This is a genomic window from Saccharopolyspora elongata (assembly GCF_004348985.1).
In the GTDB taxonomy this organism is placed as follows: Bacteria; Actinomycetota; Actinomycetes; order Mycobacteriales; family Pseudonocardiaceae; genus Saccharopolyspora; species Saccharopolyspora elongata.
Map to the genome: position 1 here is coordinate 45,227 of NZ_SMKW01000032.1, position 26,120 is coordinate 71,346.

At 66.8% G+C, this 26,120-nt stretch carries 28 protein-coding genes; 15 read left to right on the forward strand and 13 right to left on the reverse strand.

From position 1 onward, the window contains the following. Positions 1–46: 46 nt before the first annotated feature. The gene (locus E1288_RS23350; protein ID WP_207954510.1) at positions 47–1,516 is read right to left on the reverse strand and encodes an MFS transporter; all 1,470 of its coding nucleotides are present in this window, start codon (positions 1,514–1,516) and stop codon (positions 47–49) included. Then, positions 1,513–2,073, reverse strand: a complete 561-nt coding sequence (locus E1288_RS23355; protein ID WP_132488462.1) for an NADPH-dependent FMN reductase — start codon at positions 2,071–2,073, stop codon at positions 1,513–1,515. Before E1288_RS23355 ends, E1288_RS23350 begins: the two co-directional genes overlap by 4 nt. 115 nt (positions 2,074–2,188) lie before the next feature. Here E1288_RS23355 and E1288_RS23360 point away from each other — a divergent pair, with 115 nt between their 5' ends. Continuing rightward, positions 2,189–2,824: a TetR/AcrR family transcriptional regulator gene (locus tag E1288_RS23360; RefSeq protein ID WP_132488464.1), complete on the forward strand. Its 636-nt coding sequence runs from the start codon at positions 2,189–2,191 to the stop codon at positions 2,822–2,824. Between the two features lie 103 nt (positions 2,825–2,927). Beyond that, positions 2,928–4,589 (forward strand): hypothetical protein, encoded by a 1,662-nt coding sequence (locus E1288_RS23365; protein ID WP_132488466.1) that lies wholly within the window; start codon positions 2,928–2,930, stop codon positions 4,587–4,589. Positions 4,590–4,694: 105 nt separating this feature from the next. Here the strand turns inward: E1288_RS23365 and E1288_RS23370 are convergent, their stop codons facing one another. From E1288_RS23370 to E1288_RS23385, 4 genes are all read right to left on the reverse strand, one after another. Further along, entirely contained in the window at positions 4,695–5,261 is a 567-nt protein-coding gene (locus E1288_RS23370) for a dihydrofolate reductase family protein (protein WP_132488468.1), read from the reverse strand. Continuing rightward, the gene (locus E1288_RS23375; protein WP_132488470.1) at positions 5,249–6,109 is read right to left on the reverse strand and encodes a metalloregulator ArsR/SmtB family transcription factor; all 861 of its coding nucleotides are present in this window, start codon (positions 6,107–6,109) and stop codon (positions 5,249–5,251) included. The genes E1288_RS23370 and E1288_RS23375 overlap by 13 nt, the downstream gene beginning before the upstream one ends. Positions 6,110–6,235: 126 nt before the next feature. Continuing rightward, entirely contained in the window at positions 6,236–6,898 is a 663-nt protein-coding gene (locus tag E1288_RS23380; RefSeq protein ID WP_132488472.1) for an alpha/beta fold hydrolase, read from the reverse strand. A 135-nt stretch (positions 6,899–7,033) separates the two neighbouring features. After that, positions 7,034–7,510, reverse strand: coding sequence for a MarR family winged helix-turn-helix transcriptional regulator (locus tag E1288_RS23385; protein ID WP_132488474.1), 477 nt, complete (start codon positions 7,508–7,510; stop codon positions 7,034–7,036). A gap of 80 nt (positions 7,511–7,590) precedes the next feature. On the opposite strand from E1288_RS23385, the gene E1288_RS23390 reads away from it, so the two are divergent. Further along, on the forward strand, positions 7,591–8,154 hold the full coding sequence (locus E1288_RS23390) for a carboxymuconolactone decarboxylase family protein (RefSeq protein WP_132488476.1): 564 nt from the start codon (positions 7,591–7,593) through the stop codon (positions 8,152–8,154). On the opposite strand, the gene E1288_RS23395 is transcribed toward E1288_RS23390, so the two are convergent. The 3 genes from E1288_RS23395 to E1288_RS23405 form a co-directional block, all read right to left on the reverse strand. Next, entirely contained in the window at positions 8,132–8,881 is a 750-nt protein-coding gene (locus E1288_RS23395) for a GntR family transcriptional regulator (protein ID WP_132488478.1), read from the reverse strand. The two genes, E1288_RS23390 and E1288_RS23395, sit on opposite strands and share 23 nt — an antisense overlap. A 38-nt stretch (positions 8,882–8,919) precedes the next feature. Continuing rightward, entirely contained in the window at positions 8,920–9,609 is a 690-nt protein-coding gene (deoC, locus tag E1288_RS23400) for a deoxyribose-phosphate aldolase (RefSeq protein WP_207954511.1), read from the reverse strand. Between the two features lie 201 nt (positions 9,610–9,810). After that, the gene (locus E1288_RS23405; RefSeq protein ID WP_132488480.1) at positions 9,811–10,707 is read right to left on the reverse strand and encodes a ribokinase; all 897 of its coding nucleotides are present in this window, start codon (positions 10,705–10,707) and stop codon (positions 9,811–9,813) included. 139 nt (positions 10,708–10,846) lie between these two features. Here E1288_RS23405 and E1288_RS23410 point away from each other — a divergent pair, with 139 nt between their 5' ends. Further along, a complete protein-coding gene (locus tag E1288_RS23410; protein WP_132488482.1) occupies positions 10,847–11,812 on the forward strand; it encodes a nucleoside hydrolase in 966 nt (321 codons plus the stop codon). A 31-nt stretch (positions 11,813–11,843) separates the two neighbouring features. Continuing rightward, entirely contained in the window at positions 11,844–13,244 is a 1,401-nt protein-coding gene (locus tag E1288_RS23415) for an MFS transporter (RefSeq protein ID WP_132488484.1), read from the forward strand. 315 nt (positions 13,245–13,559) lie between these two features. On the opposite strand, the gene E1288_RS23420 is transcribed toward E1288_RS23415, so the two are convergent. Next, positions 13,560–14,282: a hypothetical protein gene (locus E1288_RS23420; RefSeq protein ID WP_132488486.1), complete on the reverse strand. Its 723-nt coding sequence runs from the start codon at positions 14,280–14,282 to the stop codon at positions 13,560–13,562. 381 nt (positions 14,283–14,663) lie between these two features. Here E1288_RS23420 and E1288_RS23425 point away from each other — a divergent pair, with 381 nt between their 5' ends. The 4 genes from E1288_RS23425 (at position 14,664) to E1288_RS23440 (ending at position 20,135) form a co-directional block, all read left to right on the forward strand. Further along, a complete protein-coding gene (locus tag E1288_RS23425) occupies positions 14,664–15,392 on the forward strand; it encodes a hypothetical protein (protein WP_132488488.1) in 729 nt (242 codons plus the stop codon). Between the two features lie 144 nt (positions 15,393–15,536). Continuing rightward, positions 15,537–16,958: a ParB N-terminal domain-containing protein gene (locus E1288_RS23430; protein WP_132488490.1), complete on the forward strand. Its 1,422-nt coding sequence runs from the start codon at positions 15,537–15,539 to the stop codon at positions 16,956–16,958. A gap of 146 nt (positions 16,959–17,104) precedes the next feature. Next, positions 17,105–18,784 (forward strand): DEAD/DEAH box helicase, encoded by a 1,680-nt coding sequence (locus tag E1288_RS23435; protein ID WP_235883757.1) that lies wholly within the window; start codon positions 17,105–17,107, stop codon positions 18,782–18,784. 124 nt (positions 18,785–18,908) lie between these two features. Beyond that, complete coding sequence (locus E1288_RS23440) at positions 18,909–20,135, forward strand: DNA cytosine methyltransferase (RefSeq protein ID WP_132488492.1); 1,227 nt, start codon at positions 18,909–18,911, stop codon at positions 20,133–20,135. On the opposite strand, the gene E1288_RS23445 is transcribed toward E1288_RS23440, so the two are convergent. From E1288_RS23445 to E1288_RS23455, 3 genes are all read right to left on the reverse strand, one after another. Continuing rightward, a complete protein-coding gene (locus tag E1288_RS23445; protein ID WP_207954513.1) occupies positions 20,106–20,567 on the reverse strand; it encodes a very short patch repair endonuclease in 462 nt (153 codons plus the stop codon). The genes E1288_RS23440 and E1288_RS23445 overlap by 30 nt on opposite strands. 208 nt (positions 20,568–20,775) lie before the next feature. Beyond that, complete coding sequence (locus E1288_RS23450) at positions 20,776–21,057, reverse strand: hypothetical protein (protein ID WP_132488496.1); 282 nt, start codon at positions 21,055–21,057, stop codon at positions 20,776–20,778. Between the two features lie 110 nt (positions 21,058–21,167). Beyond that, positions 21,168–21,380, reverse strand: a complete 213-nt coding sequence (locus E1288_RS23455) for a zinc finger protein (protein ID WP_132488498.1) — start codon at positions 21,378–21,380, stop codon at positions 21,168–21,170. Positions 21,381–21,486: 106 nt separating this feature from the next. Here E1288_RS23455 and E1288_RS23460 point away from each other — a divergent pair, with 106 nt between their 5' ends. The 6 genes from E1288_RS23460 to E1288_RS23485 all read left to right on the forward strand — a co-directional run bounded on the left by E1288_RS23460 (position 21,487) and on the right by E1288_RS23485 (position 26,109). Continuing rightward, on the forward strand, positions 21,487–22,323 hold the full coding sequence (locus E1288_RS23460; RefSeq protein WP_132488500.1) for a helix-turn-helix domain-containing protein: 837 nt from the start codon (positions 21,487–21,489) through the stop codon (positions 22,321–22,323). Positions 22,324–22,328: 5 nt separating this feature from the next. Further along, positions 22,329–22,514, forward strand: coding sequence for a DUF397 domain-containing protein (locus tag E1288_RS23465; RefSeq protein ID WP_132488502.1), 186 nt, complete (start codon positions 22,329–22,331; stop codon positions 22,512–22,514). A 43-nt stretch (positions 22,515–22,557) separates the two neighbouring features. Then, the gene (locus tag E1288_RS23470; RefSeq protein ID WP_207954514.1) at positions 22,558–22,758 is read left to right on the forward strand and encodes a DUF397 domain-containing protein; all 201 of its coding nucleotides are present in this window, start codon (positions 22,558–22,560) and stop codon (positions 22,756–22,758) included. Positions 22,759–22,846: 88 nt separating this feature from the next. After that, positions 22,847–23,989, forward strand: coding sequence for a hypothetical protein (locus E1288_RS23475; protein ID WP_132488506.1), 1,143 nt, complete (start codon positions 22,847–22,849; stop codon positions 23,987–23,989). 133 nt (positions 23,990–24,122) lie between these two features. Beyond that, positions 24,123–25,589 (forward strand): AlkA N-terminal domain-containing protein, encoded by a 1,467-nt coding sequence (locus tag E1288_RS23480; RefSeq protein WP_132488508.1) that lies wholly within the window; start codon positions 24,123–24,125, stop codon positions 25,587–25,589. Between the two features lie 13 nt (positions 25,590–25,602). Then, positions 25,603–26,109: a methylated-DNA--[protein]-cysteine S-methyltransferase gene (locus E1288_RS23485; protein ID WP_235883758.1), complete on the forward strand. Its 507-nt coding sequence runs from the start codon at positions 25,603–25,605 to the stop codon at positions 26,107–26,109. Positions 26,110–26,120: the final 11 nt, after the last annotated feature.

A 26,120-nucleotide genomic window follows, 5' to 3' on the forward strand; every position in this document is an offset into this window, starting at 1 on the left:
CGCAATCTAACCTCCCCTCCGATCACGCGCACGCCGCGAGAAACGGTCAGCCGGCTTGCGGGACCGCGTGCCGGGCTGGTTCGCGGGCCGGGGCGAGCAGGGCCGCGACCGCCAGAGCGCCGAGCGCGGTCACCGCCGCGATCGCCCAGAGCAGGACCTGCCAGGCGTCGCTCAGCTGGGCGGCCAGGAAGTCGTGCTGCGCGGCGGCCAGCTCGCCGGTCGCCACCTTCCCGGCCTGGTCGCCGACGCGGCTGGTCAGCAGGCTGATCAGCACCGAACCGAACAGCGCGAGCACCAGCGTCTGGGAGCCGCCGCGGATCGTGTTCAGCAGGCCCGCCGCCATGCCGGTCCGGGACTGGGCGACCTGGTTCATCGCCTGCGCGTCGATGAGACCGGTGGCCAGGCCGATCCCGACGCCGACCGTCAGCAGCGGGCCGAGCAGCGCTCCCGCGCCGATCCCGGGGTGCAGCACGGTGAGCCAGGCGTTGCCCGCCGCGATCAGCAGCAGCCCGGCAGTGATCAGCGCGCGCGGCGAGACACCCCGGTTGACCAGCCGCCCGCCGAGCAGCGGCATGAACAGCGTCGGGGCCGTCGACATCAGCATGATCAGCCCGGCGTCCCGCGCCGACATCCCGTTCGCGCCCTGCAGGAACGTGGGCAGGTACGACATCATCCCGCCGAAGCCCAGCACCATCACGACGCCCGAGGTGAGCCAGCCGACGAACCGCCGGTCGCGCAGCAGGGTCAGGTCCAGCACAGGGTGCGCGCTGCGCCGTTGGACAGCCGCGAACAGCGCCAGCAGCGCGGCGCCCGCGGCGAGCAGGCCCAGCACCAGCGGGCTCGTCCAGCCGGCCCGCGAGCTCTGGGTGATCGCGAACATCACCGAGGCGAGCCCGGCGATGAAGGTCACCGCGCCGCCCCAGTCCACCCGCGGGCGCTGGTCGCCCCGCGTCTCGGCCATCGCGAAAGTGCCTGCCAGCAGGAGCATTCCGGCGGCCGCGAAGGTGCCGAACGTCGCGCGCCAGCCGAGCGCGCCGACCAGCCAGCCCGCCAGCGTCGGGCCGATCGCCATGCCCAGGCCCGCGGTCGTGCCCATCGCGGCGAACGCCCTGGTCCGCTCGGTCCCGGTGAACGTGGACGCGAGGATCGCGCCGCCGCCAGCCATCACGCCCGCCGCCCCGACGCCGGTGAGCGTGCGGGCCACGTCCAGCACCAGGATGCCCGGCGTGAGCGCGGCGGCCAGGCTGCCAAGCGCGTAGATCGCGGCGCCGACCCGGTAGATCCGGCGCCTGCCGAACAGGTCCCCGGTCGAGCCCGCGACGAGCATGAACGACGAGGCGGTGAGGAAGTAGCCGGTCACCACCCACTGCAGGGCGCCGCCGGAAGCGTCGAGCGAGACGCCGATCTGGGGCAGCGCCACTGTCGTGCCGGACATCGACATCGGTAGGACCAGGTAGCCCAGCAGCACGACCACCAGGGTGAGCTTGTTCTGCACGGGAGAGCTCCGGGGGATCATGCGGCGTACGGTTCGGTGGCGCGGGCGGCGCGCAGGGCGCGCGCCCACCAGCTGAGCTGGCCGAGCATGCCCTTGGCGGCCTCGTTGCAGCCCTCGTCGATCGGGTCGCCGGTCTCGTCGAAGCGCTCCCAGGCGTTGTGGAAGCTGACCGTGTCGCGGACGGTCGTGGCGTGCAGTTCGGCGAAGACCAGCCGCAGCTGCTCGACGGCGCGCAGGCCGCCGCCCATCCCGCCGTAGGAGACGAAAGCGACCGGCTTCGCCTGCCATTCCTCGCGGTAGAGGTCGATCGCGTGCTTCAGCACGGCCGGGAAGCTGTGGTTGTACTCGGGGGTCACGACGACGTAGGCGTCGGCGGCGGCCAGGCGGCCGGCCAGCTCGACGACCGGCTGGGCGCCGAAGTCGAGGGTGGCGGGCAGGTCGGTCTCGGCCAGGTCGATAACGTCGACGTCCAGACCGCCGAACTCCCGGGCCTGCCGGGTGAACCAGTTGCCGACGGTCGGGCCGAAGCGGCCCTCGCGGTTGGTCCCGATGATCACGGCCAGGCGCAGTGCGGACATCTTTCACTCCTCGTGGATCGGCGTTCCGGTGGGTTCCGGAAGCGGCGCAGTGGTAAAGTACAACATGTAATGCATTTAATGCAATGAGCGTTGTACATTGACGGAAAGGGCATTGATGAGCAGGGAAAACGTCTCGCGTCGCGGCTCGGAGAAGCGCCGGGCGATCATCGACGGGGCCCGCGAGGTGTTCGGCCGGGACGGCTACGCGCGCGCCAGCATCGACACGATCGCCAAGGCGGCCGAGGTGTCGACCCGCACCATCTACAACCACTTCGCGGACAAGGGCGAGCTGTTCCGCGAGGTCATCCTGGAAAGCGCGGCGGCGGTCCGGGACGCGCAGCTGGCCGACCTCGACCGGCACCTCGGCAAGATCGTCGACCTGCGGTCGGACCTGATCGGCCTCGGGCGCGACTTCGCCGCCGCGATGCCCGAGTTCGAGGCACATTTCTTCCTGGTGCGGCAGATCAACGCCGACGTCGGGCACATCCCGGCGGAGGTCGTGGAGGAGTGGCAGGCGGCCGGCCCGCGGCAGGTGCAGGCCGATCTGGCCCGGCGGCTGGCGGAGTTGAGCGACAGGGGGCTGCTGGAGATCGACGACCCGCAGCGGGCGGCGGTGCACTTCGTGCTCCTGGTCGCCGGGGAGGTGCAGAGCCTGACCTTCTGGGGCGCGCGCTCGATCGACGAGGACGAGGTCGAGGCCATCGTCGCGGCTGGCGTCGAGGTGTTCCTGCGTGCCTACCGCCCTCGGTAGGGCGAGCACATCCGGCGCCGCTGCACCGTCGGAATCGGGGAGCGGTTCAGGTCTGAGCCGCCCACTGCCTTCGCGCTGGCGTCCGGGTCGATACGCTTTGTACATGGAGCGCGATCCGGTCGACAGCCTGCTGCCAGAACTGGCGGAGTGGGCCGATAAGCAGGCACAACCGGTGCAAGGGAACAGCAACGACGCCGAGATCCTGCTCCGGCTGCTGTACGAGCACGTCGGCCTGCCCGAACTCGGCGAACTGCGTCCGGGCGATCTCGACGAGCTGCTGCTGGAGCAGTTCCCCGCCAAGGTCGCAGTCGAGGAGGACGAGGACCTGACCGAGGTGCTCGCGACGCTCCGCGAACTGCTGACCTTCGCCGGCGACACCGGCCGGATCGAGCCGGCGCTGGTAGCCGACCTGCGGCGGAAGGTCGACGAGATCGAGCCGCGGTTCGGCGAGGTCGCGATGGCCCCGCCCGGCGAGCAGCCCTACGACCTCCGGGCGGAGCTCGGGCTGCCGGACCGGCTGCCGCCGCTGCGGTTGCCGTCGGACGAGGAGCTCGCCGCCGCGGCGCGGCAGAGCCCGCTGCTCGACCGGGCCCGACGGCTGGCGGTCCGCACGGTCGCCTGCCCGATCAAGGCCGGTGCGCTGAGCACCGCCGACGCCATCGCCGCCGCCGAAGCGCTCGGCTTCGCGGTTCCGGACGCGGTGGAGGGCATGGCGGACATCCCGGAGCTGGAGCGGCTGTGGGAGTGGGCGGCCGAGCTGGAATTCATCGGCCCCTCAACGGAAATCGTCGAGGTCGGCCCCAGTGTCGACGACTGGCCGGACGGCGACGACCAAGCGGTGCTGGACGTCTGGGCGGACGCCTTGGGGCTGCTGCTGGAGGAGATCTTCCAGGACGAGTGCGCGGACCTCGACCTCGAGGACATCGCCTACTACGCGATGGTGTCGCTGTTCCTGGCCCGCAGCGAAGGCGCGTCCGTCGCCGAGCTGCGCGACATGATCCGCGAGATCGCCGTGGACGAGACCACTTCCGATGGCGCGTGGGACAACTGGGTCGCGACCTGCGGCGATCCGGCGGAGCGGCTGCTGGCGGTCCTCGCCGACCTGGGTGCGGTGACGGTGGAAGGGGGCATCGCCCGCCTCACCCCGCTCGGCCAGTACACCTTCGGCGGCGCGTTGACCGACGGCGGCGTCGAGGTTCCGCTGCTGCCGCCGGTCGAGGAGATGGCCGCCTTCGACCTGGTGGACTTCGCCAAGGGCGCGACCGACGAGGAGCTCGACGCGGAAACCGTCGCCTGGTTCGAGGTGCGTGGAGCCGTCGCCGCCACCGACGACCTGCTGACCGCCGCCGCGGAAGGCGAGGCGGAAGACAGGATGATCGCGGTCTCCATCGCGGCGCCGCACGCCGCGACCGCGACGCAGCGGTGGCGGCAGGCTCTGGACGAGCCGATGCTCCGGCCTTACGCGAAGGTGACGCTGCACCAGCTGGATCCGTCCGAGGAGCTCGAGTCGACGGTGGCCGACGCGGCGCGGTTGCTCACCGACATGCTCGCGGCCGCGCTCGACTCGGTCGACCCGGAGGAGCTGCCCGACGTGCTCGCGGAGACCGTGCCCGCCGGGCAGGAGCCGGCGGTCTTCGAGGAGATGTGGCGCCTGGACCACCCGGACGTCCGCGAGGTCCTGGCCCTGATCGGCGCCCAGCACCCGGACAAGAAGATCGCCAAGGCGGCCCGCAAGGCGGGCTTCAAGATCGCCCCCGAGGAGTGACCCTCGGTCGGCTCCGGTAAGCGACGGGCCCGTGCGTGTTTTGTGTTGCCATAGCAGCACAAAACACGCACGGGACCTGACCGGCGGGGTCCGCTGCCGTGGGGATCACCCGGCCGCGGGGGTGGGCCGGTAGCACAGGCGGACCACGCCCGAGGGGAAGGTCGTCGTGTTGACGAGTTCCAGCCGGACGGGGCCGAGGTCGTCGAAGATCCGCGGTCCGGTCGCCCACAGGTAGGGGCTGACGTTGAACCAGAGCTCGTCGACGAGGTCGTGGGCGATGAGGTCCCGGGTCAGTTCGCCGGCGCAGGGGACGATCAGGTTGCCGTGGTGTTCGTCCTTGAGGCGGCGCACGCTCTCGGCGAGGTCGCCGTCGATCAGGGTGGCGTTCCACTCCAGCGGCCCGGTCAGCGACCGGGACGCGACGTACTTGGGCATGCCGTTCATCCGGGCCGCGTACGCCTCGAAGCCGGGGACGTCGGCGAGCTGGGGCCAGGCGGCGGCCAATCCCTCGTAGGTCTTGCGCCCGAGCACCATGGCGTCGGCCGCCTGCCACATCTCCAGCCCGGCCTGCATGCTGTCGGGATCGGTGACCAGCCACCCCTGCGGCTCGGGCGCTGGTGCTTCGAAGGCGCCGTTGACTGTCATGCCGACGTTGATGATCAGTCGTCCCACGAGAAGCTCCTGGTGTCGGTGTCGTGCTCGGTGTTGTCGGTGAGGGTCGCCGCGAGCTTGTCGAGGCACTGGCCGAAGCCGATCTCGATGCCTGCGATGAAGTCGGCGGAGTCGACGGTGCTGTCGGTGATCCGCCAGTGGGCGTCGAGCTCCGTGCCGGTGTCGGTGGGCCGGAGGCCCAGGTCGACGTGCGCGGTGAAGGCGAGGCCGCCGTCGGGGAGCAGCGGGGAGAGCCGGTAGGTGAGGCGCTCACCGGGGCGCACGTCCTCGACGACTCCCTCCGCGCGTCCGGCGACCGGGTCCGAGTCGCCGGTGTCCTCGACGTCGCGGTACTCCTGGACGATCCGCCCGCCCGGTCGCGCCTCGAAGACGAGCTCGGAGACGCGCAGGTCGTCGGGTGTCCACCAGTGGGCGAGCAGTGCGGGATCGGTCAGGTGGCGCCAGACCAGCTCGGGACGCCCCGCCAGCGACCGGTGGAACCCGAACGAGCGCCCATCGGCCCACCCGGATTCCTCGGCGGCGCGCCGTTCCGCGTCGAGGCTGGCCCCGTGGCGGTCGTAGGTCTCGCGCGGGCCGCCGACCTGGTCCGCGGCGTCGGCGAGCCGGTTCAGCGCGGCCGCCAGGTCTCGCAACGGGCCGGGCCGGAGTGCGTAGATGCGGCGCTGGCCGGTGCGCTGGGAGGTGACGACGCCGGCGCGTTCAAGGGTCTGCAGGTGTTTGGTCGTCTGCGGCTGGCGGGCTTCGGCGAGCTGGGCCAGGACGCCGACCGAGCGGGGCCGCTCGGCCAACAGGCTCACGAGCCGCCAGCGGGCCGGATCGGCCAGTGCGGCGAGGAATGCTGCGTCCATGGGCAGGACTATTCGCCATGGAGAATGTTCGTGTCAAGGAATACTTCGCAGGCTGGCCCGTGCGTGTTTTGTGCTGCCATGGCGACACAAAACGCACACGGGTCCTGACCAGCGGATATTCCGTGCCTAGGCGGCGGCGAGGAGGATCTTGCGGAAGTCGTCCGGGGCGTCGGCCACGATGTTGTGCCCGATCGGCAGTGACCGGACGTGCCACGCCGGATCGTTCCGCAGGCGCTCGTAGGTCGAGGCGAACGGGGTGTGCTCGAACTCGGAGCAGAACACGTACTCGCGGCGCGGAATCCGGTCCAGCGCGCCGGTGAGCCGGATGCTCTGCACCAGCGTGGCCAGCGGATGCGGCGTCGCTCGCGGGCTCAGCACCGGCAGCGGCGCGACCGAGAGGCCGTCGCCCGCCGAGCCGCCGATGTACCACTGGTGCCAGTAGTCGTCGGTCAGCGACATCACCGAATCGCCGTTCTGCGGCACGAAGGCGTCGACGTAGACCAGCGACGCGATCCGCTCCGGCACCCGGTCGGCGGCCCCGGTGATCACCATGCCGGCATAGCTGTGTCCGCACAGGACGACATCGCGCAGGTCCTCCTCTTCGAGTAGGCGCACCACGTCGTCGATGTGCGTGTCCAGGTTGACCGCGCCGGTCGGCGAGGCCTGCGGGCCGAGGCCGGTCAGCGTCACGGGGTACGCCCGGTGTCCCTCGTCGCGCAGCTCCGCGGCCAGCGGCTCGTACCACCATCCGCCGTGGCAGGCGCCGGGAACCAGCACGTAGATCGCCATGTCACGTCTCCTTCGAGGTCGTCGTGACAACAACCCTAGGAGCCGTTTAGGACAGGAACTGTCCACAAGAAAACCTTCTTGGACGTGAGTGAACGGCCCGTTCGCCTCGATAGGCGGCGCGAACGGGCCGTTCGCTCACGACGACGTGCCGAACCACCCCGGAACGTCGAGGCGGAACGTCTCCGCCGGCGTCATGGTGCGCAAGTCTGCTTCCAGCTCCCGAAGCCGCTGCGCGCCAAGGGTTTTCGCCCACTGCGACCGGAGTGCTTCGAAGATCGCCGCCGAGCGGGCGAGCACGTCGACCCCTCGGTCGGTGAGCCGGATCAGCTTCCGCCGCGCATCCGCCGCGTCATCGGCCCGCTCGACGTAGCCGAGGCTCGCCAGGCGGTCCACCGTCTTGCCCGCGGCCTGCTTGGAGACGCCGAGCCTGCGGCCCAGCTCGCTGGCCGTCGCGCCGTCGCGCCCGATCGCCTGCAGGGCGAATCCGTGCGCCGGGCGCACCTCGGGATGTCCCTGCGCGGCCAGTTCGGCGTGCAGCTGGTCGATCAGCGAGCGGAACCCCGCGAACAGCAGCAGGGGCAGCTCGAATCCGTGTGCTTCAGTCGTTGCCATATTCGACAACCTGGTTTACCTTTTCGACAACCATGTTGTCGATTCTAGGCGCCGGAGGGCGCCAACTGGAACGGGGGAACATGTTCACCGACCACACGGTGGAGTCCGCGCCCGCCGAGTCGCGGCGGGCCATGGAAGCCACCGCAAAGCGCCTCGGCCACCTGCCGGCGGCGATCGGGCGACTCGCCGAGTCGCCGCACCTGCTCGACGGATTCCTCAAGCTCAGCGCCATGTTCGAGGCGACCACGCTGGACCCGCTCGCCCGCGAGACCGTGATCCTCACGATCGCCACCCGCAACGAGTGCCATCTCTGCGTCGCGATGCACACAGCCAAGCTGACCACCATGGGCGCGAGCCCCGGGACCATCGCCGCGCTGCGCGACGGTGAACCGCTGGACGATCCGCGCCTGGAGGCGATCCGGGAGTTCGCGGTCCAGGTGGTGGAGCGGGCCGGGGCGGTGGAACCCGAAGCGCTGCAAGCATTCCTGGCGCACGGCTACACGACCCGCAATGCGCTCGAAGTGGTCCTCGGCATCGGCGCCTACACGATGTCCACGCTGGCGAACCGGCTGGTCGAAGCGCCGCTCGACGAGTGGCTCGAACCCTTCGCCTGGCCGGGGCTCAGCGGGTCAGCAGGGAGGTGACCTTCACCGCGGTGCTGTTGATCCACACGTCCGAGTACTCCACGGCCTGGCCATCGCGGGTGTAGGTCACCTGCTCCAGGTACAGCACCGGGGTGCCCGCCGGGACCTCCAGGGCCTCCGCGACGTCCTCGCGGGCGGGGTCGGCGCTGAAGGTCCGCCGGCCCTCGGCGACCGGCAGGCCGTAGGACTCCTCCAGCACGTCGAACAGCGAATGCCGCTCGAAGTCGACCTTCTCGATGCCGGGGCAGAGATCCGCGCGCACCCAGTTGACCAGGTACGCGAGCGGCCCCTGCGCGCCCCGGAAGATCCGGACCAGCTTCAGCCCGGGCGTGCCCGGCGGCGCGCCGAGGAGGGCCTGCACGGTCATCTGCAGGCCCTCCAACCGGGCACCGATCACCTGGACGTCCAGCGCGAACCCCTGCGCGCGGAAGTCCTCGGACAGCGAGTGCAGCCGCTGCGCGATCCGCGGCTCCAGCACGCCCGTGGTGACGAACGTGCCGCGGCCGCGGGTCTGCGTGAGCAGCCCCTCCTCGATGAGGACGGCCATCGCCTTCCGCAACGTCCCGCGGCTGACCCCCAGCTGCTCCGCGAGCGCGGGCTCCGGCGGCAGCTTGAAGTGCGCCGGCCACTGTCCACTGAGGATGTCATCGCGGAACACCGCCGCGATCTGCACGTGCAGCGGCTCGGGTGCGTCGCGCGAGATGCGCGACGCTTCGGTCTCCGTCACCTGACCCCCCGGTGTTGCGCGCCTTCGACGATCACGACTCAGTATGACGAAGCGGCCTCGCCGCCCGTGACGATCGCGATGCCGGCGCTGGTGCCCAGCAGCGATGCGCCCGCGTCGAGCAGCGAAACCGCCTGCTCGACGGTCTTGATTCCGCCCGAGGCCTTGACCGCGACGCCCGGCCGGGCGCGTTCGACCAGGTAGGCGATGCTGTCCGGGTTCGCGATCTCGACCGCCCCGCTGCTGGCGTTCTTCAGGTAGGCCGCCCCGGCGTCCATCGCCAGCTCGACCGCGCGCTCCCGCTCGGCTGCGGTGAACTTCGGCAGCTCCAGCATGACCTTCACGGGAATCCCGGCGGCTTCCACCACGGCGGCGATGTCGTCCCGGAACTCCTGCTCCATGCCGCTGCGCAGCCAGCCGACCTGCACGCCCATGTCCAGCTGGTCGGCGCCGGCCTCGGCGATGGCACGAGCCTCGGCGGCCTTGCCGGCGGAGGTCATCGAGCCGACGGTGGGGAAGTCCAGGGCGCTGGCGACCTGCACGCCGGTGCCGCGCAGCCGCTCGGCGACCAGCGGAACCCACGACGCCGGGACCATCGCGGCGTTGAAGCCGAAGCGCACGGCCTCCTCGCAGTGCCGGATCATGTCGTCGCGCGTGATGCCGATGTCGATGGCGGTGTGCTGGATGAACGGTGCGAGGGAAGCCGGTTGGTCGGCCGAGTAACTAGGCACGTCGATCACCTTTCGTCGAGCGAGTGTTCCAACGGTGGTTGCATAGCGGTGCGGGTAGCGGAACCTCAGCGGCCTTCTCGGCTCCGGGATCCCCGACTTATGTATGTCCAATACGCGGCGCTGGGGCTGTCCTCGCGAGAAGACCGCTGAGAACCCGCGGCGGTGCAAGCTGAGTCCCACACCACAAGCGGCTCCCGCCGCTTATAAAGCAGGTCCTAGATCTTCGGAGTGGGGCAGGCCGGGGATCACCTCGTGGTGGGCGACGGCGAACGCCCCGGCCGCGGCGGCGTAGCGGGCGGCGCGGCGCAGGTCCCAGCCGCGGCACCACGCGACGGCGAAGGCGGCGTTGAACGCGTCGCCCGCGCCGGTGGTGTCCACGACGCGAGCCGCCCGGACCGGCGGGATGTGCGTGCGATCGGTGCCGTCGTCCACGTAGGCACCGTCGGTTCCGCAGGTCAGCGCGATGGTCGAGGAAAACCGCTCGCGCAGCGCGTCCAGCAGGACGTCCGGGTCGGTGGTGTCCAGGCCGGTCAGCACCTGGGCCTCGGTGAGGTTCGGGGTGAGGAGGTCGACCAGGTCCGCGGCGTCCTGCGGCAGATCGCGGGCCGGGGCCGGGTTGAACAGAACCCGGGTGCCGCGGTCGGCGGCGGTCCGCACCGCGGAAACGACCACGTCGGCGGGGATCTCGTTGCAGACCATCAGCAGGTCGGCGGCGGCGATGACGTCGGCGAAGCCGCCGACGTGCGCCGGGCGGAGCAGGTCGAGGGCGCCGGGCGCGACGATGATCCGGTTCTCGCCGTCGTCCTCGACGAGGATCACGCCGGTCATGGTCGACGCGTCGACGGTGACGACGGCGCTCGCGTCCACGCCCTCGTGCCGCCACAGCTCGCGGCCCTGCGCGCCGAGCACGTCGTCGCCGATCGCGGTCAGCAGCGAGACTTCCGCGCCCAGCCGCGCGGCGCCGATGGCCTGGTTCGACCCCTTGCCGCCGGGGCCGAGCGAGAAGGCGGCCCCGCCGAGCGTCTCCCCGCGCCCCGGCATCCGGCTGGTGCGCATGGTCATTCCCGTGCCGTAGCTGCCGACAACCGCGATCCGCATGACACCTCCCTGGTATGTACAAAAGTGTACATATGTGAGTCCGGTAGGCCCCGATTGACGCGTCAACAGGGCAGACTTACAGTACATCCGGCTTTGCCAAGTGAACAAAGACGTGAACAATGGCCGCACTGGAGACGTCATGCCTGAGCGCATCCCACTGGTGATCGACACCGACACGGCGCAGGACGACTGCATCGCCCTGCTCGCGGGCCTGCTCGACCCCCGAGCCGACCTGCGCGCCGTGACGATGGTCGCCGGCAACGTCGACTTCGGCCACCAGGTCCGCAACGCCTACCTGACCTGCAACGTCGCCGGACGGCTCGGCGAGGTCCCGATCCACCTCGGCTGCCGCCGCCCGATGGTCCGGGCGTGGGAGAGCGCGGAGAACGTGCACGGCGACGGCGCGGGCGGCCTGGCGATGGACATGACGGACTGCGACCCGGAGCCCGAGCACGCGGTGGACGCGCTGCTCCGGCTGGCCGCGGAGAACCCCGGCGAGCTGTCGATCGTCGCGATCGGCCCGCTGACCAACATCGCGACGGCCGTCGTGAAGGACCCGAACTTCGTCCGGAACGTCAAAACCCTCTACGTGATGGGCGGTTCCAACAACGCCCGAGGCAACATCACCGCAGCGGCGGAGTTCAACTTCTACGTCGACCCCGAGGCGGCGAAGACGGTGTTCGCGGCGGGCTTCGAGATCGTCGTGGTCCCGTGGGCGCCGCTCACCCTGGACCAGGCGGTGTTCGCGCAGCCGGCGCTGGACGAGATCGCGGCGCTGGGCACCCCGCTGTCGGACTTCTTCACCCGGGTCTGCGCGGCGACGCTGGATTTCGACCGCAGCGTCGGCATCGACGGCACCACCCACCCCGACTCGCTGACGGCGGCGGTCCTCCTGCACCCCGAGCTGATCCGCAGCAGCGCCCGCTACCACGTCGACGTGGAGACGGCGGGCGAGCTGACCCGCGGCTACGCGGCGATGTCCTGGGGAGTCCACGGCCTGGCGGCGAACGCGACGGTCGTCGAGGAGATCGACGCCGAAGCGTTCTTCGAATACATCAAGGGCCTGCTGGCCACGAAGACCACCCCGGCCCGCGAAATCGCCTGACCGCCCGGGCTTCACGAGCGAGAGCGCTGAGATGACTGCAACTGCCCCGCCGCGCGTCGCGGCCCGCCCGCCACTGGTGCTCACGGCCCTGCTGGTGGCGGTGGCCAGCTTCCAGATGAACGCGACCATGCTGTCGCCGGCCATCGACAACATGGCGACGTCGTTGAACACGGACGTCGGCACGATCGGCCTGACGGCAACGGTGTTCCTGTTCGTGGCGGGCCTCGCGGGCGTGGTGCTGCCCCGCTACAGCGACATCATCGGCCGCCGCCGCGCGCTGTTCGGTTCGATCGCGGTGATGGCGGCGGGCAGCCTGATCGCGACGATCGCACCGAACGTCGAGGTGCTGATGGCCGGCCGAGCCCTGCAAGGTGCCTGCGGCGCAACGATCTCCCTCGGCATCCTGACGCTGCGCGACATCCTGCCGACCAAGCAGTTCGGCCGCTACCTGGGCATCCTGACGGCGGTGAACAGCGGCGTCGCGGGCGTGGACACGCTGCTGGGCGGCGTCATCACGGACACGATCGGCTTCCGGGGCATCTTCGGCTTCACCTTCGCCCTGGAGGTGATCGCGGTGGTGATGATCGGAGCCTGGGTCCCGGACTCGGAGCGCACGGGCACCCGAATGGACTGGAAGGGCGCGGCGGTGATCTGCCTGGCCCTGCTAGGCCTGAACGCCTGGCTCTCGCTCGGCCCGACGGTGGGCTGGTTCGCCCCGTGGCCACTGGCGTGCCTGGCGGCGGGCCTGGCGCTCCTGGTGGTGTTCTGGCTGGTGGAACGCGGCCAGTCCGACCCGCTCCTACCGCTGCCGGCCCTGCGCAGCCGAGGCGTCTGGGGCCTCCTGGTGACGACGTTCTGCACGATGGCCTCGATCTTCGCGGTCCTGACGTTCGTGTACCCGACGCTGGCCCAGAACGCGGCGGCGGGCTTCGGCTACGACGGCACGACGACGGCCCTGATGTTCCTGATGCCCTACGCCCTGGCGGGCTGGATCCTGGCGCCCCTAGCGGGAACCCTGGCGCCGAAGATCGGCTACCGGAAGATGCTGAGAATCGGCCTGGTGGGAAACCTGGCGCTGATCGCAGCAACGGTGTTCGCGGTGAAGTCCCCATGGCTCCTGTTCGCACTGGTGGCGCTGATGGGTGTGTCCTACGCGGCGTGCGCAGCAACGGCCCTGAACGGAATGGGAGTGATCTACGCCCCCAAGGAGTCCCCAGGAATCCTCCCAGGCCTGAACGCAACGATGTTCAACCTCGGAGCCTCGGTAGGCATCGGAGTCCTGTCAGGCCTCGCGGCCCAGGGAACCCCGGAAGGCGCAACGAACCCGGCAGGCTTCACAACGGCACTGGTGGTCGCGACGGCGATCTCGGCAGCGGCCCTGCTGGCGTCCTTCGTCCTACCAGGCAAGCAAAGCTCGACAGAGAAGGTCTGAATAGGCGGCCGGTGAAGCCGGTTTTCGCTTTAGTTAACAATGCGTTTGATAAGGGGAGAGAGTTGATCCGGGGGCTGCGGAAGCATGTCCGGCGAAGCCCAAGGCACAGGGGCGACCAGTGCTGTCTTCCCCATGGAACCTCCCGGCCGTCCGCTCATAGCCTCGTTGAGGATCCGCCGGCGTACCGTGTGACAGCCTGCGGCCACTTGCTTAACAGGGCGCATCGGGTTCGGGGTCCCTGAGGTAAGGAACCCCGAACCCAGGATTGTTCTTGCCGGCCGGAAGGATTGATCAGAGCCCGATCTACTCTTCTTCCTATGCCGGCGGAGATGTCAAGGCGATAGACATTGCTTTGGTCGCGTCCGCCACGAGGCCGAAGTAGTTCAGGGCAAGCGAGAAGCGCAGGACTTCCCTGTCTGAGCGTTCGCGGCTGAAAGTGCCGATCAAGGTCTCCGCCAGCGCGTGCTCGCCGTACTGGCGGAGCTTGACGATGCTGGCACCGGTGGTAGCGGGGCCGAGAACTCCGGGGAGTTCCCGGAGGAGGGTGAGAGCGTCGTCATCGCGACCACTGCGCGAAAGTGTTACCGCCGCATCCACAGCTTCCCGCTTCGCGTCGGCGGCGACGTTGCTTCGTGCCGACGCCTGCTGCCGCATGATCCTCTGCCGGTCTGCAAAATAAGCCCGCAGAGTCTCGACCGGCAGGGGAGTTGCGAGAATCTTGGCCGCTGACACCGAGTCGTCGCCCCGGAAGCCGTGGTCGGCATCCAGCTTGAGCGGACGCGGCCGCTTGCTGCTATTTCTTGCTGACCTGCACAAGGTGGTCAGCTGCTCGAGCGAGATGTCGACCTGGTCGCAGGTGTCGACGGTCACTGCTCCATGCAGTGCTCGAACGAAACCTTCAGGGGGAACGCTCTTGCCGTTGCGATAGCGCGAGAGCGTGCTCACGGTGACCGGGTACCCCTCCTTGTCGAGGCGTGAGCACATGCTTGCGAGGTCTCGTTTCGGGGCCTGCAGTTTCATGCAGAGAAGGTTGATCATGCGCCCAAGTTCAGTTTGGGCGGTCTCGTTGTTGATGACGGCGTCCCTTCGGCTCGCGCGGTGATGTGCCCGTGCGTGTATGAGCAGGTTGAACGGCAGACCCCGGAAGCGTTACAAATTCGTGACTCTTTCGGGTGATCATGGATCCCTACTTGTACCGCGCGCACGGGCAGCGCGTCAAGCGGTCCGCGGCTTGTGTGCGAAATGAAGAAGTTTGCACAAAGTGGCGAGGAGCTGGACATCCTCGTGTTCCGGGTGTCCACTGTGTGGCACGGAGGCGATCTTCGGGGGGCCTGCGAGGTGACCTTGAGGACGTTACTCTGGGGCGCTGACTGCACCTGGTCGGTTGTCGCTGGGGTGTGAACAGGTGAGGGAGGACTGATGACACTGCCGTCGTGGCGGGACACGAGCCTGGGGAGCATGATCCGGGCAGCTCTGTGGCTGGAGTCCAAGGTTGGTGAGGGCAACGTCTTCACCAAGAACCAGCTCCGGGAGGCGTTCCCCGACGTGTCCCAGATCGATCGCCGACTGCGCGACCTGCGTGCGTACGACTGGCAGATCGACACAAGGCGCGAAGACCCTTCTCTCCGGCTGGAGGAGCAGCGATATGCGAAGAAAGGGATCGAGGTCTGGGGGCCGGAGCGTGCGAAAGCGAAGCCGAAGGCGAGCTTGACGGCAGCGCAGCGGGCCAAAGTCATGTCGGACGACAACTTCTTGTGCAGGTCGTGTGGAGTTGCGGCCGGCGACTACTACGAAGATGGCGTTTCCACTGCTCAGCTGGACGTTGCGCGAAAGCAGGTCAAGCTAGTCGACGGGACAACGGAGGTACAGCTGGTCACCGAGTGCAACAGGTGCCGGATCGGTGGGCGCGGCAAGGTTGTTGACCTGGGGGTCGTGATTCGTGACGTGACAGCTCTTGAACCGTTGGAGCGGAAGATCTTCGTCGGCTGGTTGAAGCGGGATCGCCGGAGCTTCAGTGCTTTGGAGAAGCTTTGGGCGACGTTCCGTGCACTTCCGGAAGAAGCACGTGCCGAGATCAAGCGCGATGTGCTGGGTAGCGGGGAGCAGCCACCTGGTATCGGTGGGCGCTCGACGAGCACGCTTTGGTGATGTCGGCGGAATGACCCACCTCTCCGATGCCGGCGCGATCATGCGGAAGCGTAACGCCGGCATCGGAGAGGCGATGTCAACTTCGCCCGCCTCGCGCGGAGCCTGCTTGGCTGGAAGCAAGCAGAAAAAGATTGAGAGGGAAAGTTGCGGGAGTTACCGACGCCACCGGGTGCGGCTGCACTCAGTGAACTGATCAAGAAGCGGCTTGCGGAAGCTACGGCTTCCAAGGGCACTCGGGAGACTGTCACCGTTGAGTGGAATCAGCAGCCATTGCACGTTGAGGTGATCGATCTTCCGCTGAGTAGGCTTTACTTCAACCCGGCTACGCATCGAATCCGGGCTCAGCGCAGCCACGATCCTCAGCGTGACCGGGCTCTTCACGAGGACCCGTACAGCACTCAGAGCCAGGACTACTTGAAGTTCTTGCTTCAGGCGGAGCCGAAGAACCCGAGCCGGCGGGACCCAGACTTCGAAAACCTCAAGGAGAGTCTCCAGAGCTTCGGGCAAACGGATCCGGGTCTGGTGACGCACGAGGGCATCCTGGTGAACGGGAACACGCGTGCTGCTGCACTGCGAGAACTCGGCCGTCAGTCGATGCGTGTCGGAATCCTTCCCGAATCGTTCACATGGACTGATATCAATGCGATCGAGCTCTCCCTGCAGCTTCGGGATGATCATCGACGAGAGTATTCCTACATCAACAGGATGTTGGCGATGGAGGAGCAAGCGGGCCTTGGTAAGGACAAACAGGCAATAGCCAAGGAGTTCAGGGTCCGCAAGGAGACGGTGGAGCAGGAGAGGTGGATTCTCAGCACGATTCGTGAGCAGATCAAGCGCAGCCAGGGCCCAAGAGGTGCCGTGCTCACCTTGATTGACTTCGAAGATCACCAGGAAAAGCTCAAAGAGCTGCACCGGGCATATGAAAAATTGCGAGCAGTCGATCAAGAGCAGGCTGACGTGTTCAAGGAACTCCGCCTGGCTGCGATCACGCTCGGTTTCGCGAAGACGGACGTCCGGCACATCGAGGACGGGGCTTTCCAGGACACCTACCTGCGCAAGGAATTGCCGGAGGTGTTCTTCGCTGCCACCGCAGATGAGGACGCGGTGACTGTTCCGGGCTTGGGCGTTTCGATTCCGGGAGACACGGACGTGCTGGCATCGGCCCGCAAGATCCATGATGAGGTGTTGCAGGCGAAGGCGGAAGCAAAGGATCTCTCCGGGGTTCCAGACGATGACAGGAAACACGCAGGTGAGAAGTTTCAGCAAGTGTGGAAGGCGTTCGACGGCGCACTTGACAAGGCAGGCCGGAGTGCCCGGCTGCGCAAGCGCAAGCAGTTGGCGCCGGCACGACTCGCGGATGCCTGTGCAGATATCGACCAATGTGTTGTGGATCTTGTGCAGGCGCGTGCCTCTCGTGCCCTAGACGAGGAAGCGTTCGATGACGCCGTGGTAAATCTGCGGGAGAGCCTCCGGAAGCTCGCGCATCAAGCGGGCAGGGGAATTCGCAACCCTGGATCGGGCGTCTCCTGGCTGCTGGAGGCCGCATCGATGGAGGACATCTCGTGACCGGCGTAGCTGACGAATCAACGCTGAGTATTGGTTTCGATGAGTCTCGTACCCGAGTCGTGCTCAGGGTAGCGGAAAGGTTCCAGGACGATCTCGTTCAGCTAGCGGGTCACTTCCCAAGCGGATCACAAGTAGGTCCGCTTTCGGTGGCTGTTGATCTGAACGACCTTCTAGGGCGTTTGAAGCTGATCAGCGGGTGGCCAGATCACGCCGGCGTGGAGTGGGAGCCGGAGCTTGCTGAGTTGGTCCGAGGCAACCTCCAGGATGCCGCGGTGGTCAAGTCCAAGTTAGACACTGGTGTGGCAACGAACGAACTCGGGACGTCCGAGGTTCTTTCGTTGCTCGGGGACGACTGGACAGGAGACCTCAGAGAGTTCCAGGTCCGCGACATAGCCAAGCTGCTTGCCTTGCAGCACGGCGCAAACTTCAGTGTTCCAGGCGCTGGTAAGACACGTGTTGCTCTTGCTATCTACGCAGCTCAACGCGCGGCAAAAAAAGTTCGCCGGTTGTTGGTCGTCTGTCCTAAATCTGCCTATGAGTCATGGCAGTTTGAGACTGGCAAGTGCTTTCGCTACCCGTTGCGAGCACACGTATTCGAGCGATCTCTCGGTTTCGACGAGTGGGCTGAGGTCCTGATCGTCAACTACGAGCGGCTTGACCGTTCGCTCGGAACACTCGCCGGATGGTTGAAGGCAGCGCCCTCGATGATCATCCTAGATGAGGCCCATCGGATGAAGCTCGGGAGTCGTGGGACTTACGGCGCGGCATGCATGGCACTTGGTCCGTTAGCGCGACGGAGGCTGATCCTTACTGGTACGCCGGCACCGAACGGAGCCAGGGACTTGGAGAGCTTGCTGGGGTTCGTTTGGCCGGGGTACGGGCACCGGACAGTCTCCTCCGCGGTGGGAAGCGGCGATCTTGCGTATGCAAGCAGCGTCCTGCGCCCGCTGTTCACACGTACGACCAAGCAGGAACTCGGGCTTCCTTCGGTCAGCTCCAAGGTTCGTGTCGTCGACATGCCTCCACTGCATAGAGAAATCTATGACTCACTGGTGGGAGGGTTGTCTGGGGACACGGCGCGTGACGACCTGAGCGCTCTCGGCCGGACAGCCTTGCGGCTCTTGATGGCAGCGACGAGCCCAGCACTTCTGCTTGAGGCAGCGAGCAAGTACGAGCCGCTTCCTTACCAGCTTCCGCCTCTGGAGATTCCGAAGGGCGACTCGCTGTACACGCTCTTGCAGAACCTCCCCAGCTACGAGATGTCCCCCAAGTACCAGGAGGCCGCTGCGATCGTGGCGGCCAATGCCCGGAGCGGACGCAAGACGTTGGTGTGGACGACCTTCGTGCGAAGTCTTGCGACGTTGCAGAAGTTATTGGAGGAGTACCAGCCTGCAGTAGTGCACGGTGGCACGCTTGACCGTGACGACCAGCTCCGGCGCTTCAGGGAAGACCCGAACTGCATGGTTCTAGTGTCGAACCCGGCCACACTGGGCGAGGGGATCAGCCTGCACCAGGTGTGCCATGACGCTGTGTACGTCGACCGTGACTTCATGGCCGGCCGCTTCTTGCAAAGTCTTGATCGCATTCACCGCCTGGGACTCGAGCCCGATATCGAGACCCGAGTCACAGTGCTCGCGGTCCGTGACTCCATCGATGAGGTGGTCGAGACACGCCTGAAACAGAAGCTGGAGTTCATGGGGAGAATCCTCGACGATCCATCTGTGCAGCAGCTGTCCGATCTTCAAGAGGAGCCAGCTGTTGCAGGTGGACTGGACGCTAGCGATGTTCGGGCGTTGCTGCGGCACATGGGAAGCCTCGCGTCCTGAGGACGGTGCCGAGCCCGTCGCGGGGCCCGTTCTTGTCTCGCGGCGGTGCTCTACTGTGTCGAGAGTCTTGTCGGAGCCATCTGCGACACTTGGGCGTCGTTAGCGTGAGACAGAAGGAGTGCCGATGGGTGCGAGCGTCGGCAGAAGCGGCTTGACCTCAGTCGAGATCTGTGCAGGTGCGGGAGGCCAGGCGGTCGGTCTGCACAACGCTGGCTACACGCACAGGGCGCTCGTAGAGATCGATCCGCACGCTGCCGAGACGCTCCGCGTGAACGCAGGGCGCCTGGATATCAGCTCCGACAGAATTCTTGAAGAAGATCTGCACCGATTTGTCGAGCTCGACGTTCAACGATTCCGTGAAGATCTGGGAATCGAGCCGGGCGAGCTTGATCTACTGGCTGGCGGCGTTCCATGCCCGCCGTTCTCCTTGGCGGGAAGACAGCTTGGGAAAGATGATGAGCGAGATCTCTTTCCTGTTATGCTGAAATTGGTCGAGAAGTTGCGCCCCAAGGCTGTCATGATCGAGAATGTACGCGGCCTTCTCGAGCCTCGTCACAAATTTTCCTCCTATCGGAAGTATATTCTCGATAAGCTGAGTGATGAGTACGAGGTTGCTGAGGAAGGACTCGATCTCGGTCGGTCCTGGAGGATCCTGGAGGCGCGTGACTTCGGGGTTCCGCAGCTGCGCCCTCGTGCCATTCTGGTCGCTATTAGGAAAGATATTCTTCCGGCTGGTGGTGAATTCGTTTGGCCTGTTCGTTCCAGGCTGGGTGTGGTCAGCGTTTTTGAAGCTCTGCGCAAGACCATGAAGCAGCGCTGTGACGATCACGGTGAGGAAGGGAAGAGGGTCTTCGTAAAGTGGGCGGAAAGGGCTGAGGGCGCGCAGCGCAATGGCAAGATCAACGCGGTTGCGCCAACGCTGGTGGGAGGATCCAAGAAGCACGGGGGGGCTGACCTGGGGCCGACGCGAGCCAAGCGTGCTTGGGCAGAGCTCGGGATTGACGCTATGGGGGTTGCGAACGATCGTGAGCAATGCATTCCTAGCCGGGACCTGCTCCGGGAAGCGGGGCCGATGCTGACCGTCGAGCAAGCGGCGATCATCCAGGGGTTCCCGCGCTACTGGAAGTTTTCGGGAGGTAAGACCGCTCGATACCGGCAGGTGGGGAACGCTTTTCCTCCGCCTGTCGCTGAAGCTGTCGGTAGAGCCATTGCTGCGGTGCTGCGCCCAGAGCTGCGCGATGAACTCCTGGAAGGTCTTGAAATGGAAGACGAGATTGCTTCGAGTGAATTGGGTGAAATTCAGCAGCTCGACATCTTTAAGTCAGTCGGCGTTGACCCTATTCCTGCGTAAGGAAACTTTTTCCACTATTTGACGAACGCAATGTTCCGTGGACTGGTGTTCCCAGAAGCGGAGAACGAGCCATCCGGCGTCGGCGAGTCGTTGGTCGGTGTCGCGGTCGCGTGCAATATTGCGCGCGACTTTGTCTGACCAGTACTCGGGGTTTCTGCTGGGCGCCTTGTAGTGTTCGGGGCAGCCGTGCCAGTAGCAGCCATCGATGAAGACCGCCACTTTCGACGGCCTGAAGACCATGTCAGCGGTACGCCGAAGGTCTGGCAAGGGACGTGCGCAAACCCGATAGCGCAGCCCCTGGGCGTGCACAAGGCTCCGGATCAGCCGTTCGGGCGCCGTGTCGCGATTCCGGATCGCTTGCATGTTCCGCCGGCGCCCAGCGGAAGAAGCCCAGGAACCGTTGGGCAACGTCCGGTCGGCGTCGTCAGCCATGACTTGAAGGGTAGCGCCTGCAAAGGGCGGCATTCGTCCGAGCGGTGTGGTCGGTGACCGGACGCGTGGTGGTGGGGGTGTCGCGCCCGGTCACCGGGGTGGGCCGGTGCGGCGGAGGTCGGGGAGGTCACCGCACCGGCCCGGCTCGGGAGGGCAGGGCTCGTGAGTGTTCGTTCCGGCAAGAACCGGAGTGAGCACTCACGAATGTTCAGGTGCGCAGGTGGTGCCGCCCGGTGGGTTCGTCGGGGTCGGTGGCGGGGAATCCCGGTGGTATGCGGGGATGTTCGTGTTCCAACCCGTGCTCGTCTGCCGCTTCGCGGGTTTCGGCTTCGACGTCGGCTATGAGGTGCCAGACCGTGTAGGCGCCTTCGCGGCCTCCGGCGTGCTGGCCTGTTGAGAACGCGATGGCTCGTGTGGGGATCTGGCTGGTGAGCATGGCGAGGATCAGCAGGTTGAACAGGATGAATGTGCTGAGCTGGATCCAGAACATGAGATGGCTTCCTTTCAGGGTGTGGGGTGCGCCGTTTTCGCGCGAAATCGGCGTTTCGCACGCGTGGCGGTGACGGTTTCGCGCGAAAACGCCATCTCCACCCGGACGTGTCAGGGGCGAGCGGCGAGGATGCGCCAGCAGCGCATGCAGGAGTCTTCGCGGATCCAGACCACTTCGGACCGGTCGTGCAGCTCCGCCGCGTCCGCTTCTGCTCCGCAGAACGCAACCGCTGGGAGACCCGCGGGGTTTTTCGTTGCTGCGATGGGGAAAGCGTGGCGTCCGCCCGTGACCGGGCGCCAGATGTAGGTCAAGTAGTCAGACACTGGAACCTCCTTGGGTCTTCTCAGAATTTATCGGTAGTTTCTGAAACTGATCTATTCCCGTTTTGGGTGAACCAGCGACCCGAGCGGACGATCTAGGCTGCTCAGCATGAATGGCAGTGCTCGCGCACGAGGCTTGGGAGCCGAACTGCGACAGCTCCGGAACGGGAGTGGCTACAAGCAGGAGGAGGTCGCGAAGCGACTCGGCCTGTCCAAGGCGACGATGAGTCGCATCGAGAGCGGCGCGAAGGTAGTCACCGAAGCTGACGTGTCCGCGATCCTCGCCATACTCGGCGTGACGGGTGAGGACCGTAACCGCCTGCTGAAGCTTGTGCGCGAACAGGATCAGCCCGGCTGGTGGGAGACCGGTGTTCCGGGCTTGCCGAAGCAGCTCACCGGTTTGCTGGGGTTCGAGCGTGACGCAAGCCAGATCAGCTGTCTCGGCATGGTCCTGGTTCCAGGACTGCTGCAAACGAGTGACTACGTGCGCGCTGTAATGCGCGGCAGCGGTGTTGACGCTGCCGACATCGAGGCGCGCGTTGCTATTCGCCTTGGACGACAGGAGATTCTCACCAAGCCCACGCCTGTCGTGTTCCACGCTCTCATCGACGCAAGTGTGCTTCGGCGAGTCGTCGGAGGACCGCGCGTGATGACGGAACAACTGCGCCACATCTTGAAGATGGCCAGGCGTCGAAACGTGACCATCCAAGTCATCCCGGAAGAAGTCGCAACCCATCCCGGGCTCGAAGGCTCCTTCGTCCTGCTTGAGTTCCCGAAGGCCCGCTCGATCGTCCACCTGGAGCAGCGCAGGCTGGGCGCGTTCCTGGACGAGCCTGCTGACGTTGCCGATTACGCGAAAGTGCTGGATACACTCCAACGGGTGACGTTGAGTCCTGCGGATTCGGCGAAGCTGATCGCAAGGCGGGTTGACGAGCTAGAGGGGTGAGAGTCATGGCGTTCCAGACCTGGCGGAAGTCCAGCCGCAGCGCGAGCCAGTCTGACTGTGTCGAGGTTGGCACCGGCACCGACGTGGTCGGGGTGCGGGATACCAAGGATCGGGACGGGGGGACGTTGGTCTTCCAGTCGCAGGCCTGGGGATCCTTCTTAGCCGCCGTCAAGGCGGAGCGCTTCGGCTGAACCGTAGAGCGCAGCAGGGTTTTTGCTTCTGGAGGTAGTGACAGTGCCGGAATGGTCCCTGGCGGAGTGGCGGAAGTCGAGTAGGTCGGGGTCGACCTCGAACTGCGTCGAGGTGGCAAGGGCAGCAGATTTTGTCGGCGTCAGGGACTCGAAGAATCGTGGCGGAGCCGTGCTGGTGTTCGGGTCGTCGCAGTGGTCGGCGCTCGTCTCGGCGTTAAGGGACCCAATCCAGCATCGACGCTGACGCCGTGCAGGGCGACTCGGTTGAGCTGGGTGTGCGTAGCCTGCTCTGGCGAGAAGCGATCACTCTTCCAGCATCACGAGGGGCGCGCGTGAGCGAGTACCAGTACTACGAGTTTTTGGCTATTGATCAGCCGCTTGATGAACGGCAGCAGGGCGAACTTCGGGCTCTTTCGAGTCGGGCGGACATTTCTGCAACCGGGTTTGTTAACGAGTATCACTGGGGCAACTTCCGGGGCAATCCGCGCGTATTGATGGAGCGTTACTTTGACGCCTTCCTCTGCTTCGCGAACTGGGGCGACCGGCAGCTGATGCTTCGGGTTCCCGCGCAGCTTCTTGATCTTGAGGCAGCGCAGCGGTACTGCGTCGATGGCGATCTGACCATTGCTTGGCAGCACGGCGACAACGTCATTCTGAGCTTCCTGTACCGAGACGAAAGCGGCGAATGGGAATACACCGAAGACCCGAGGCTGGGAGCGTTGCTTGCGATCCGCGAGGAGTTGGCTGGTGGCGACCACCGCGCCCTCTATCTCGCATGGCTGACGACCATCGGCCTTTACCTCGACCCGGAGTACATCGACGTCGAAGAGGTTGAACCTCCCGTTCCCGCTGGGCTTTCGAAGCTGACCGGAGCGCAGCGTGCACTGGTGGAGTTTCTGCGGATCGATCAGGATCTGCTGGCCGTCGCGACACAAGCCAGCCCGCCACTCGGCGCAGGTCCTTCGGATGACGGGCTCGTCGAATTCGTGAAAAGCCTGTCGCAGAAGGAAAAGGACGCACTCCTGGTCCGCGCTGCCAAAGGCGATGCGAGTGGCATTGCCGATCTTCGGCGGCGCTATCGGAGCCTGCACGCGGCTACGCCCATGGCCGGTTCCCGCACGGTCGGTGAGCTGCTGGACGCGGCGTCGGGGCGGGGGGACGAAAGGCGGCAAGAAGAGGCTCGCCGCGCTGAAGAGTTGCGCGCTCGCCGCGAGCGCAGGGCCGCCGCCGCTCGCGAGGAGCGGCTTGATGCTCTCGCCGCTGACAGGGAAGCGGCGTGGCAAAAAGTAGACGCACTAATCGCCACCAGGAACCAGAGCCAATACGACGCTGCTGTCAGCCTCCTCATCGATCTCAAAGCGCTCAGCGCACGGAGCAATGACGAGACGGTGTTCACCCAACGCTGCCAACAACTTCGGGACGAGCACCGGCGCAAGCCGACCTTGATGCAGCGCTTCGATGCTGCGGGACTTTGAACGAGCTGGCCGCAGTTGCCGAACCCTGCTTGTGGCGGTAGTAGAGCGAAGCACCAGGCGTGGAAGCTCAGCGGGCATGTTGATGTCGTTTTTTCGCTAGCGCTGGGTTGGTGCTGTGGTGATGCTGGTTGGTATGCATGAGGATGTGGCGCGGTGTGTTCGGGCCGTTCAGTCGAAGGACGCTCGGTTCGACGGGTGGTTCTTCACCGCCGTGATCAGCACCGGGATCTACTGCCGGCCGAGTTGTCCGGTGGTGCCGCCCAAGGTGGAGAACATGCGGTTCTACCCGAGCGCCGCCGCCGCTCAGCAGGCCGGGTTCCGGGCCTGCAAGCGGTGTCGGCCGGATGCCAGCCCCGGCTCGCCGCAGTGGAACGAGCGGGCGGATCTGGTGGGCCGGGCAATGCGGCTGATCGCTGATGGCGTCGTCGACCGGGAAGGCGTTCCGGGGCTCGCCGCGCGGCTCGGGTACAGCGTGCGGCAGATCCAGCGGCAGCTGTTGGCCGAGCTCGGGGCCGGGCCGCTCGCACTGGCCAGGGCGCAGCGCGCGCAGACCGCGCGGCTGCTGATCGAGACCACCTCAGTGCCCATGAGCGACGTCGCGTTCGCCGCCGGTTTTGCCAGCGTGCGGACGTTCAATGACACCGTGCGCGAGGTCTTCGGACTCGTCCCGACCGAGCTGCGGGCGCGCGCTTCGAAGCGGCAGCCGGCAGCCGCCGGATCGTTGGCTTTGCGGTTGCCGTTCCGGGCGCCGTTGTGCCCGGACAACCTCTTCGGACACCTCGCCGCTACCGCCGTGCCCGGGGTCGAGGAGTGGCGCGACGGGGCCTATCGCCGCACCTTGCGCCTGCCGCACGGGCATGGGGTCGTCACGCTGCGCCCGCAGCCCGAGTACATCGACTGCCGGCTGACCCTGACCGATCTTCGGGACTTGTCGGCCGCCATCACCCGCTGCCGCTGGCTGCTCGACCTCGACGCCGATCCGGTCGCCGTCGACGATCTCCTGCGCGCGGATCCGGTGCTCGCGCCGTTGGTCGAGAAGGAGCCGGGGCGGCGGGTGCCGCGGACCGTCGACGCCGCCGAGTTCGCGGTGCGGGCCGTGCTCGGGCAGCAGGTTTCCACCGCGGCGGCCCGGACGCATGCCGCTCGGCTGGTCACCGCGCACGGCGAGCCCGTCGACGACCCAGCGGGCGGCCTGACCCACCTGTTCCCGGACGCGGCGGCGCTGGCCGAGCTTGACCCGGAGACGCTCGCCTTCCCGCAGTCTCGGCGGAAGACGATCACTACGCTGATCGGCGCCCTGGCCGCCGGCGGCATCGACCTGAGCGTCGGCAGCGACTGGCACCGGACTCGCGCCCAGCTCGCCGAGCTGCCGGGTTTTGGCCCGTGGACCGTCGAGACGGTCGCCATGCGCGCCCTGGGCGACCCCGATGCCTTCGTGCCCACCGACCTCGGCATCCGGTACGCCGCCCGTACTCTGGGGCTGCCCTCGACACCCGCGGCGCTGACCCACCATGCGGCCGCTTGGCGCCCCTGGCGTGCGTACGCCGTGCAATACCTGTGGGCGACCGGCGACCACGCGATCAACCGGCTTCCCGCCTGAGGAGAGGATTTCCGTGCAATCGGTGAAGACCGTCATCGACAGTCCGGTCGGACCGCTCACCCTCGTCGCCGTCGACGGGGCCCTGACCGGTCTATACATGGAAGACCAGCGCCATCGCCCGCCCGAGGAGAACTTCGGCGAGCCGGACACGACACCGTTCGGGCCGGTGATCGAGCAACTGGGCGAGTACTTCGCAGGGCAGCGCAGCGAGTTCGACCTGGCGATGGCGCCGGCCGGCACCCCGTTCCAGCGCGCCGTGTGGGCCGCCCTGTGCGAAATTCCTTACGGCGAAACGATTTCCTACGGCGAGCTGGCCGAGCGGATCGGCAAGCCTAGCGCCTCGCGGGCCGTCGGCCTGGCCAACGGCAAGAACCCGATCGGCATCATCGTGCCCTGCCACCGCGTCGTCGGCTCCAACGGCAGCCTCACCGGCTACGGCGGCGGTCTGGGCCGGAAGCAGCACCTGCTCGACTTCGAGCGGCGCAACAGCGCAGGCGCGCAGGCGGCGTTCGACTTCTAGTCGCGCGGTGC

Excerpts from the sequence above, each read along its gene's own strand:
- E1288_RS23425 (WP_132488488.1), top strand. The coding sequence starts at position 14,664 with ATGACACTGCCGTCGTGGCGGGACACGAGCCTGGGGAGCATGATCCGG.
- E1288_RS23440 (WP_132488492.1), top strand. The coding sequence starts at position 18,909 with ATGGGTGCGAGCGTCGGCAGAAGCGGCTTGACCTCAGTCGAGATCTGT.
- E1288_RS23415 (WP_132488484.1), top strand. The coding sequence starts at position 11,844 with ATGACTGCAACTGCCCCGCCGCGCGTCGCGGCCCGCCCGCCACTGGTG.
- E1288_RS23410 (WP_132488482.1), top strand. The coding sequence starts at position 10,847 with ATGCCTGAGCGCATCCCACTGGTGATCGACACCGACACGGCGCAGGAC.
- E1288_RS23405 (WP_132488480.1), bottom strand. The coding sequence starts at position 10,707 with ATGCGGATCGCGGTTGTCGGCAGCTACGGCACGGGAATGACCATGCGC.
- E1288_RS23355 (WP_132488462.1), bottom strand. The coding sequence starts at position 2,073 with ATGTCCGCACTGCGCCTGGCCGTGATCATCGGGACCAACCGCGAGGGC.
- E1288_RS23385 (WP_132488474.1), bottom strand. The coding sequence starts at position 7,510 with ATGGCAACGACTGAAGCACACGGATTCGAGCTGCCCCTGCTGCTGTTC.
- E1288_RS23450 (WP_132488496.1), bottom strand. The coding sequence starts at position 21,057 with ATGTTCTGGATCCAGCTCAGCACATTCATCCTGTTCAACCTGCTGATC.
- E1288_RS23350 (WP_207954510.1), bottom strand. The coding sequence starts at position 1,516 with ATGATCCCCCGGAGCTCTCCCGTGCAGAACAAGCTCACCCTGGTGGTC.
- E1288_RS23365 (WP_132488466.1), top strand. The coding sequence starts at position 2,928 with ATGGAGCGCGATCCGGTCGACAGCCTGCTGCCAGAACTGGCGGAGTGG.
- E1288_RS23465 (WP_132488502.1), top strand. The coding sequence starts at position 22,329 with ATGGCGTTCCAGACCTGGCGGAAGTCCAGCCGCAGCGCGAGCCAGTCT.
- E1288_RS23380 (WP_132488472.1), bottom strand. The coding sequence starts at position 6,898 with ATGGCGATCTACGTGCTGGTTCCCGGCGCCTGCCACGGCGGATGGTGG.
- E1288_RS23375 (WP_132488470.1), bottom strand. The coding sequence starts at position 6,109 with ATGGACGCAGCATTCCTCGCCGCACTGGCCGATCCGGCCCGCTGGCGG.
- E1288_RS23460 (WP_132488500.1), top strand. The coding sequence starts at position 21,487 with ATGAATGGCAGTGCTCGCGCACGAGGCTTGGGAGCCGAACTGCGACAG.
- E1288_RS23360 (WP_132488464.1), top strand. The coding sequence starts at position 2,189 with ATGAGCAGGGAAAACGTCTCGCGTCGCGGCTCGGAGAAGCGCCGGGCG.
- E1288_RS23480 (WP_132488508.1), top strand. The coding sequence starts at position 24,123 with ATGCATGAGGATGTGGCGCGGTGTGTTCGGGCCGTTCAGTCGAAGGAC.
- E1288_RS23420 (WP_132488486.1), bottom strand. The coding sequence starts at position 14,282 with ATGATCAACCTTCTCTGCATGAAACTGCAGGCCCCGAAACGAGACCTC.
- E1288_RS23390 (WP_132488476.1), top strand. The coding sequence starts at position 7,591 with ATGTTCACCGACCACACGGTGGAGTCCGCGCCCGCCGAGTCGCGGCGG.
- E1288_RS23445 (WP_207954513.1), bottom strand. The coding sequence starts at position 20,567 with ATGGCTGACGACGCCGACCGGACGTTGCCCAACGGTTCCTGGGCTTCT.